We start from the raw sequence: 8,488 nt of genomic DNA on the forward strand, positions 1-8,488 counted from the left end.
CCGCACGCCCGCCCCGCGGGACAGCGGGCGCCGACTGCCAGGTCCGAGAGCCCGCGCTGGCAGTCCGCGCCCGCTCTTCTCGGGGGCGTGACCGCCTGCCGAGCTGACCGGTCACCCCGCGGCTTGTCGTCGTTCTCCGCCGGTGTCGAAGAACTGGTCGATGTAGTCGTCCGCCGTCAGACCACTGTCCCGGATGAGCGAGAAGACCTCGACTCCCTGGCCGGGCGGCTCCGGCAGCACGTAGGCCTGGACCAGACCGAGGTCGCTCACGCCCTCGATGTCCGCGGCGTACTCCGCGGCCTCGGCCTCGGCGAGCTCGATCGCCTCGTCGAACCAACCGGCCCACCAGATGGTGATCCGCTCCTCATACGCGATGCTGTCGCCGTCTCCAGGGCCGTGCTGGAAGAGACAGCGGACGCCGTACCAGGAGCTGCCTTCGCCATGAGCCACCCGCCGATCATGGTCGCGACGGCCCGGAGTGGCAGTCCGCGCCCACGCTCAGCTCGCCTCAGCCGGCGATCGGACGCCGACGGCCCGCTTCCGGGTGGGAAGTGGGCCGTCGCCGTTCAGCGGTGCGGGATCAGGCGTGGGCGGCATCGAACTGCCGCAGCTCGCGCTTGAGCTCGTTGAGCTCGTCGCGCAGGCGGGCGGCGACCTCGAACTGCAGCTCCCGGGCCGCGGCCAGCATCTGCTCGTTCATGTTGGTGATCATGTCGGCCAGCTCGTTGCGCGGCAGACCCTGCACGTCGATCGACCCGGCCTTGGCCTTGCCCTTCGACGACAGCCCCGGTACCGGCGACTTGCCCCGCGACTGCTGCCGACCCGAGCCGCCCAGCAGCTCGGTCGACGCCTCGGCGTCCTCCGCGGCCTTGTAGATGCCGTCGAGGATGTCGACGATCTTCTTCCGCAGCGGCTGCGGGTCGACCCCACGTTCGGTGTTGTAGGCGATCTGCTTCTCGCGCCGCCGGCTGGTCTCGTCGATCGCCTGGGCCATCGACGGGGTGACCTTGTCGGCGTACATGTGCACCTCGCCGGAGACGTTGCGCGCCGCGCGGCCGATCGTCTGGATCAGCGAGGTGCCCGAGCGGAGGAAGCCCTCCTTGTCGGCGTCGAGGATCGCCACCAGCGACACCTCGGGCAGGTCGAGCCCCTCACGCAGCAGGTTGATGCCGACCAGCACGTCGTACTCGCCCTGCCGCAGCTCGCGCAGCAGCTCCACCCGGCGCAGCGTGTCGACCTCCGAGTGCAGGTACCGCACCTTGATGCCCAGCTCGAGCAGGTAGTCGGTGAGGTCCTCGGACATCTTCTTGGTCAGCGTGGTGACCAGGATCCGCTCGTCCTTCTCGGTGCGGACCCGGATCTCGTGCACCAGGTCGTCGATCTGGCCCTTGGTGGGCTTCAGGACCACCTGAGGGTCGACCAGGCCGGTGGGGCGGATGACCTGCTCGACGAACTCGCCCTGGGTGCGGCCCAGCTCGTACTTGCCCGGCGTCGCCGACAGGTAGACGGTCTGGTGGATCCGGTCGGTGAACTCCTCCCACTTCAGCGGCCGGTTGTCCATCGCCGAGGGCAGCCGGAAGCCGTGCTCGACGAGCGTGCGCTTGCGGCTCATGTCGCCCTCGTACATGCCACCGATCTGCGGCACGGTCACGTGCGACTCGTCGATGACGAGCAGGAAGTCGTCGGGGAAGTAGTCGATGAGGCAGGCGCCGGCCGAGCCGGGCGAGCGGCCGTCGATGTGCCGGGAGTAGTTCTCGATGCCCGAGCAGAACCCGACCTGGCGCATCATCTCGATGTCGTAGGTGGTGCGCATGCGCAGCCGCTGGGACTCCAGCAGCTTGCCCTGCTTGTCCAGCTCGGCGAGCCGCTGCTCCAGCTCGGCCTCGATGGTCGCGATCGCCCGCTCCATCCGCTCCGGGCCGGCGACGTAGTGGGTGGCCGGGAAGACGAACAGCTCGTCGACCTCACGGACGACCTCGCCGGTGAGCGGGTGCAGGTAGTACAGCCGCTCGATCTCGTCGCCGAACATCTCGATCCGGCAGGCGAGCTCCTCGTAGACCGGGAAGATCTCGATCGTGTCGCCGCGGACCCGGAAGGTACCGCGGGTGAACGAGAGGTCGTTGCGGGTGTACTGCTCGGTGACCAGCGTGCGCAGCAGCTCCTCCTGGGAGCGCGACTCCCCCACCTTCACCTTGAGCGCGCGCTCCACGTACTCCTGCGGCGTGCCCAGCCCGTAGATGCAGGAGACGGTGGAGACGACGATCACGTCGCGCCGGGTGAGCAGGCTGTTGGTCGCCGAGTGCCGCAGCCGTTCCACCTCCTCGTTGATCGAGGAGTCCTTCTCGATGTAGGTGTCCGTCTGCGGGACGTATGCCTCGGGCTGGTAGTAGTCGTAGTAGGAGACGAAGTACTCGACGGCGGCGTCGGGCATCAGCTCCTTGAACTCGTTGGCCAGCTGGGCGGCCAGCGTCTTGTTCGGCGCCATGACCAGCGTCGGGCGTTGCACCTGCTCGATCAGCCAGGCCGTCGTGGCGGACTTGCCGGTGCCGGTGGCACCCAGCAGGACGGTGTCGGTGCCCCCCGCGTTGACCCGCTCGGCGAGGGCCTTGATCGCCGTCGGCTGGTCACCGGCGGGCTCGTACTCGCTGACGACCTTGAACCGCCCGCGGGTGGGCCGGATGTCGGTGGTGGTGGACACGCCGACGACGGTACGACGGGGGTGCGACAGAACGGGAGCTCGCGGCGTCCGGGAGCCGTCGGGGACGACGGGTGCGTTGGTCACCGGGCCGCTGGAACCGGGACCGGCGCACTGCCTCCGGACGCTGCCCGTGCGAGCGGCACCGCACACGTGTCCTGTGTCATGCCAGGTGTGCGGAGGCCCGACTGCGGGCATCCGACAGCGAACCCCTCGGTTCAGCTGCCATGACCCATGCCCCCGCGCTTGCGCCGGGGCGCTCAGCAGGAGGACGACCTCTCCCATGACCACCCAGGTGTGGCCCGGTTCCGCTTATCCGCTCGGAGCGACCTACGACGGCACCGGCACCAACTTCGCGATCTTCAGCGAGGTGGCCGAGAAGGTCGAGCTGTGCCTCTTCGACGAGGCCGGCAACGAGACGCGCATCCGGCTGCCGGAGATGGACGCCTACGTCTGGCACGCCTTCCTCCCCGGCATCCAGCCCGGCCAGCGCTACGGCTTCCGCGTGCACGGCCCGCACGACCCCGCGCAGGGCCACCGGTGCAACCCGGCCAAGCTGCTGCTCGACCCGTACGCCAAGGCCATCGACGGCCAGATCGACTGGGACGAGTCGGTCTTCGGCTACCGCTTCGAGAACGGCGAGAAGAACGACGACGACTCCGCGGCGCACATGCCGAAGTCCGTCGTCATCAACCCGTACTTCGACTGGGGCGTGGACCGCCCGCCGAGGACGCCCTACAACAAGACGGTCATCTACGAGGCCCACGTCAAGGGCCTGACGATGACCCACCCGCGGGTGCCGGAGGCGCTGCGCGGCACCTACGCCGGCATCGCGCACCCCGCGGTCATCGAGCACCTGCAGAGCCTGGGCATCACCGCCATCGAGCTCATGCCGGTGCACCAGTTCGTGCAGGACGACACCCTGCAGCAGAAGGGCCTGCGCAACTACTGGGGCTACAACACGATCGGGTTCTTCGCGCCGCACAACGAGTACGCGCAGGACACCGACGGCCAGCAGGTGCAGGAGTTCAAGGGCATGGTCCGCGCCCTGCACGAGGCGGGCATCGAGGTCATCCTCGACGTGGTCTACAACCACACCGCCGAGGGCAACCACATGGGTCCGACGCTGTCGTTCCGCGGCATCGACAACCAGGCCTACTACCGGTTGGTCGAGGACGACAAGCAGTACTACATGGACACCACCGGCACCGGGAACTCGCTGAACGTCGCGACCCCGCAGTCGCTGCAGCTGATCATGGACTCGCTGCGCTACTGGGTGACCGAGATGCACGTCGACGGCTTCCGCTTCGACCTCGCCTCGTCGCTGGCCCGCCAGTTCCACGAGGTCGACCGGCTGTCGGCCTTCTTCGACCTCTGCCACCAGGACCCGATCGTCAGCCAGGTCAAGCTGATCGCCGAGCCGTGGGACATCGGCGACGGCGGCTACCAGGTCGGCAACTTCCCCGCGCTGTGGACCGAGTGGAACGGCAAGTACCGCGACACGGTCCGGGACTTCTGGCGCGGCGAGGACGCCACCATCGGCGAGTTCGCCAGCCGCATCTCCGGTTCGGCCGACTTGTACCAGCACTCCGGCCGGCGCCCGGTGGCGAGCATCAACTTCGTCACCGCGCACGACGGCTTCACCCTCAACGACCTGGTCTCCTACAACGAGAAGCACAACGAGGCCAACGGCGAGGACAACAACGACGGCGAGAGCCACAACCGCAGCTGGAACTGCGGCGTCGAGGGGCCGACCGACGACCCGGACATCCTCGCGCTGCGCGCGCAGCAGCGGCGCAACTTCATCGCCTCGCTGATGCTCAGCCAGGGCGTGCCCATGCTGCTGCACGGCGACGAGCTCGGGCGCACCCAGGGCGGCAACAACAACGGCTACTGCCAGGACGACGAGATCACCTGGATCGACTGGGAGGACGTCGACGAGGGCCTGCTCGAGTTCACCAAGCTGGTGACCAAGCTGCGCACCGACCACCCGACGTTCCGCCGTCGCCGGTTCTTCCACGGCCGTCCGGTACGCCGGGAGGAGGGCGACCCGGTGCAGGACATCGCCTGGCTCACCCCGGGCGGCGACGTCATGGACGACGACGACTGGGACGTCGGCTTCGCCAAGTCGCTGGCCATGTACCTCAACGGCCACGGCATCCGGGAGACCGACGAGCGCGGTGAGGACGTCGTCGACGACTGCTTCTACCTCGCCTTCAACGCCTCCTCCGAGGCGATCGAGTTCACCCTGCCCGGCAGCGACTACGCCGAGGGCTGGACGGTCGTCGTCGACACCGCCGAGCTGAGCGAGGTCGAGCCGGTGCAGGTCAAGGCCGGCGAGACGCTGACCATCGCCCCCCGCGCCACCGTCGTGCTGCAGGCGGCGCCGTGACCGGGACGAACCGTCGCCGGGAAGTGCCCGCGGGCACCTACCGGCTGCAGGTGACCGCCGACTTCACCCTCGACGACGCGGCGTCGGTGGCCGGTTACCTGGCCGACCTGGGGGTCACGCACGCCTACTCGTCGCCGCTGCTGCGGTCCGCCGCCGGCAGCACGCACGGCTACGACACCGTCGACCACGCGCACATCGACGAGCCGCGCGGGGGGCGGGACGGCTTCGACCGGTTCGTCACCGCGCTGCACTCCCGCGACCTCGGCCTCGTCCTGGACCTGGTGCCCAACCACATGGGCGTCAGCGACCCGGCCGAGTCCGGCTGGTGGTGGGACCTGCTGCAGCACGGGCGGGACAGCGCCCACGCCGACGCCTTCGACGTCGACTGGGACTTCGGCGGCGGCCGGATCCGAGTGCCGGTGCTGGGCAGCGCGGACGACGTCTCGAAGCTGGAGGTGGTCGACGGCGAGCTCCGCTACTACGACAACCGCTTCCCGCTGGCCCCGGGCACCGGGGAGGGGACGCCGCAGGAGGTGCACGACCGGCAGCACTACGAGCTGGTCGACTGGCGGCGCGCCGACGACCAGCTCAACTACCGCCGGTTCTTCGCGATCAACACCCTCGCCGGGCTGCGGGTGGAGGACCCGGAGGTCTTCCGGACCACCCACGCGCTGGTCGTCGAGCTGGTCGAGAACGGCTCGGTCGACGCGCTGCGGATCGACCACCCGGACGGGCTGGCCGACCCCAAGGGCTACCTGGACTCCCTCGCCGGCGCCACCGGCGACCGGTGGACCGTCGTGGAGAAGATCCTCGAGCCCGGTGAGGAGCTGCCCGACGGGTGGAAGACCGCGGGGACCACGGGCTACGACGCGCTCACCGAGGTGGACAGCGTGCTGATCGACCCGGCCGGCGAAGCCGCTATCACCGCCCTGGACACCGAGCTCGCCGGTGCACCGGTGGACTACGCGCAGCTCGTCCACGACTGCAAGCGCGAGGTCACCGACGGCATGCTCGGCTCGGAGGTGGCCCGGCTGCAGCGCATCATCGGCGAGCTGCCGGGGGTGCCGGCCGAGCAGGTGACCGAGGGGCTCGCGGAGCTGCTGGCCAGCTTCCCGGTGTACCGGAGCTACCTGCCCGACGGCCGCGAGCACCTGGACGAGACGGTCGCCGCGGTCAAGCAGCGCCGGCCCGACCTCACCGCGCCCGTCGACGCCCTGCACCCGCTGCTCGGCACCGCCGGGACCGAGCTGGCCACCCGCTTCGAGCAGACCTCCGGGCCGGTCATGGCCAAGGGCGTGGAGGACAGCGCGTACTACCGGTGGGCGCGGTTCGTGGCGCTGAACGAGGTCGGCGGCGACCCGGCCCGGTTCGGGACGACCGTCGCGGAGTTCCACCAGGCGCAGCAGCACCGGGCCGAGGTCAAGCCGGCGTCGATGACGACGCTGTCCACCCACGACACCAAGCGCAGCGAGGACGTGCGGGCCCGGCTCGCCGTGCTGGCCGAGCAGCCGACCGAGTGGGCGGAGCTGGTCCGCCGGCTGCTCGACCGGCACCCGCTGGCCGACCGGTCACTGGCGCACCTGGTGTGGCAGAACCTGGTCGGCGCCTGGCCGCTCTCCCGCGAGCGGGCGCACGCCTACGTGGAGAAGGCCGCCCGCGAGGCCGGCACCTCGACCACCTGGACGAACCCGGTGCAGGAGTTCGAGGACCAGCTGCACGGGCTGGTCGACGCGGCGTACGACGACGAGGTGACCCACGGCGCGATCGAGGACCTCGTCGCCCGCATCGCACCGTTCGGCTACGGCAACTCGCTGTCCCAGAAGCTGCTGCAGCTGACGATGCCGGGCGTCCCGGACGTCTACCAGGGCACCGAGCTGTGGGACTTCTCGCTGGTCGACCCGGACAACCGCCGTCCGGTCGACTACGACCTGCGCCGCGGTCTGCTGGCCCGGCTGGACGAGGGCTGGGTGCCGCCGGTCGACGAGACCGGCGCGGCGAAGCTGCTGGTGGTCTCCCGGGTGCTGCGGCACCGGCGGGACCACCCGGAGGCCTTCACCGGCTACACCCCGCTCGAGGCCACCGGGACCGCCGCGGACTCCGTCGTCGCCTTCGACCGCGGCGAGGTCGTCGCGGTGGCCACCCGGCTGCCGGTGCACCTGGCGGCCTCCGGGTGGGGCGACACCGCGCTGCAGCTGCCGACCGGCGCCTGGCGGGACCTGCTCACCGGCGCCCGGGTGGTCTCCGCCGCCGGCGGGGCCCCGCTGACCGAGGTGCTCACCCAGCTCCCGGTAGCCCTGCTCGTCCGTGACTGACGAAGGACCCACGGCTGTCGCACCAGTGACGTGACGTGACGGGTCGGGGACGCCGAGGTGTCCCCGGCCCGGCCTGTCGCAGAGCGTCCTGGGCGGATGCCGGAACGTCGCCGCCACGGGAAGCGAGACCCGCAGGTTCCGCTTACCGTTCTCGGCGTCCCGGACCGCACTGGCCGGGCACGAGGCGCCGGACCGCCGAACCCCGTCCGCCGGCAGCCTGACGTCGACCCACCCAGGACGGGGGCGGGGGACCCACTTCCGACGCGCCTGCGCGTCTCGGGGTGAAGCCGTGCTGCGCCCACCGGGCGCCGACCGGCCGGGCACCGATTCGCCCGAACCCGACAGCTCACCTCGTAGGCGGTGATCGGGAGGATCACCCATGTTCGAGTCCCTGCACGTCCGCGCCCGCCGCACCGTTGCGAGCGGGGCCGTCGCCCTCGGCGCTGCTGCCGTCGGCATCGGCCTGCTCGCCGCACCTGCGTCCGCAGCGGCGACGCACGACTGGACCGGCGTCGCCGACTGCGAGTCCGGCGGCAACTGGAGCATCAACACTGGCAACGGCTACTACGGCGGCCTGCAGTTCTCCCAGAGCACCTGGGCGGGCTACGGCGGCACGGCGTTCGCCGCGCGGGCCGACCTGGCCACGGCGGCCCAGCAGATCGAGATCGCCGAGAAGGTCCTCGTCGGTCAGGGCGTCGGTGCCTGGCCGACCTGCGGCAAGTACCTGACCAGCGGCACCACCCCCGCGGCCGGCGCCCCGGCTGCGGCTCCGGCTCCCGCTGCGGCTCCGGCCGCGGCTCCGGCCGCGTCCTCGGGCGGTTCGTACACCGTGCAGCCCGGCGACACGCTGGCGAGGATCGCGTCCGCCCACGGCACGACCTGGCAGGCGCTCGCCGCGCTGAACTCGTCGACCGTGAGCGACCCGAACCGCATCTCCGTGGGACAGGTGCTGGCCGTCTGAGCACACCGGGCAGCCGGGGCACCACCCCGGCTGCCCGGAGCCCGGGACGGTTGAGGGCCGGGCGCGCGGGCATGAAGCTGCCGTCCCACCCCCCCTACCGCCCTTGGAGGCCCCCGCATGTCCGAGCC

5 protein-coding genes and 1 riboswitch are annotated in these 8,488 nt (G+C 70.9%); of the genes, 3 read left to right on the forward strand and 2 right to left on the reverse strand.

Going from position 1 to position 8,488, the window contains the following annotated elements; genetic code table 11:
* Positions 1-111: 111 nt before the first annotated feature.
* Both FHL79_RS24160 and uvrB read right to left on the reverse strand, forming a co-directional pair.
* Entirely contained in the window at positions 112-450 is a 339-nt protein-coding gene (locus tag FHL79_RS24160; RefSeq protein ID WP_138761098.1) for a hypothetical protein, read from the reverse strand.
* A gap of 130 nt (positions 451-580) precedes the next feature.
* The gene (uvrB, locus tag FHL79_RS24165; protein WP_138761099.1) at positions 581-2,698 is read right to left on the reverse strand and encodes an excinuclease ABC subunit UvrB; all 2,118 of its coding nucleotides are present in this window, start codon (positions 2,696-2,698) and stop codon (positions 581-583) included.
* A gap of 280 nt (positions 2,699-2,978) precedes the next feature.
* On the opposite strand from uvrB, the gene glgX reads away from it, so the two are divergent.
* From glgX to FHL79_RS26305, 3 genes are all read left to right on the forward strand, one after another.
* Positions 2,979-5,087 carry a glycogen debranching protein GlgX gene (gene glgX / locus FHL79_RS24170; RefSeq protein ID WP_138761100.1) on the forward strand — a complete coding sequence of 703 codons (2,109 nt, stop codon included), beginning with the start codon at positions 2,979-2,981 and terminating at the stop codon, positions 5,085-5,087.
* Entirely contained in the window at positions 5,084-7,399 is a 2,316-nt protein-coding gene (gene treY, locus FHL79_RS24175; RefSeq protein WP_138761101.1) for a malto-oligosyltrehalose synthase, read from the forward strand. Before glgX ends, treY begins: the two co-directional genes overlap by 4 nt.
* A gap of 214 nt (positions 7,400-7,613) precedes the next feature.
* A riboswitch (cyclic di-AMP (ydaO/yuaA leader) is annotated at positions 7,614-7,775 on the forward strand.
* 3 nt (positions 7,776-7,778) lie between these two features.
* Positions 7,779-8,360, forward strand: coding sequence for a LysM peptidoglycan-binding domain-containing protein (locus FHL79_RS26305; protein WP_138761102.1), 582 nt, complete (start codon positions 7,779-7,781; stop codon positions 8,358-8,360).
* Positions 8,361-8,488 lie beyond the last annotated feature (128 nt).

This window comes from Modestobacter altitudinis, from assembly GCF_005930475.1.
Taxonomy (GTDB): Bacteria; Actinomycetota; Actinomycetes; order Mycobacteriales; family Geodermatophilaceae; genus Modestobacter; species Modestobacter altitudinis.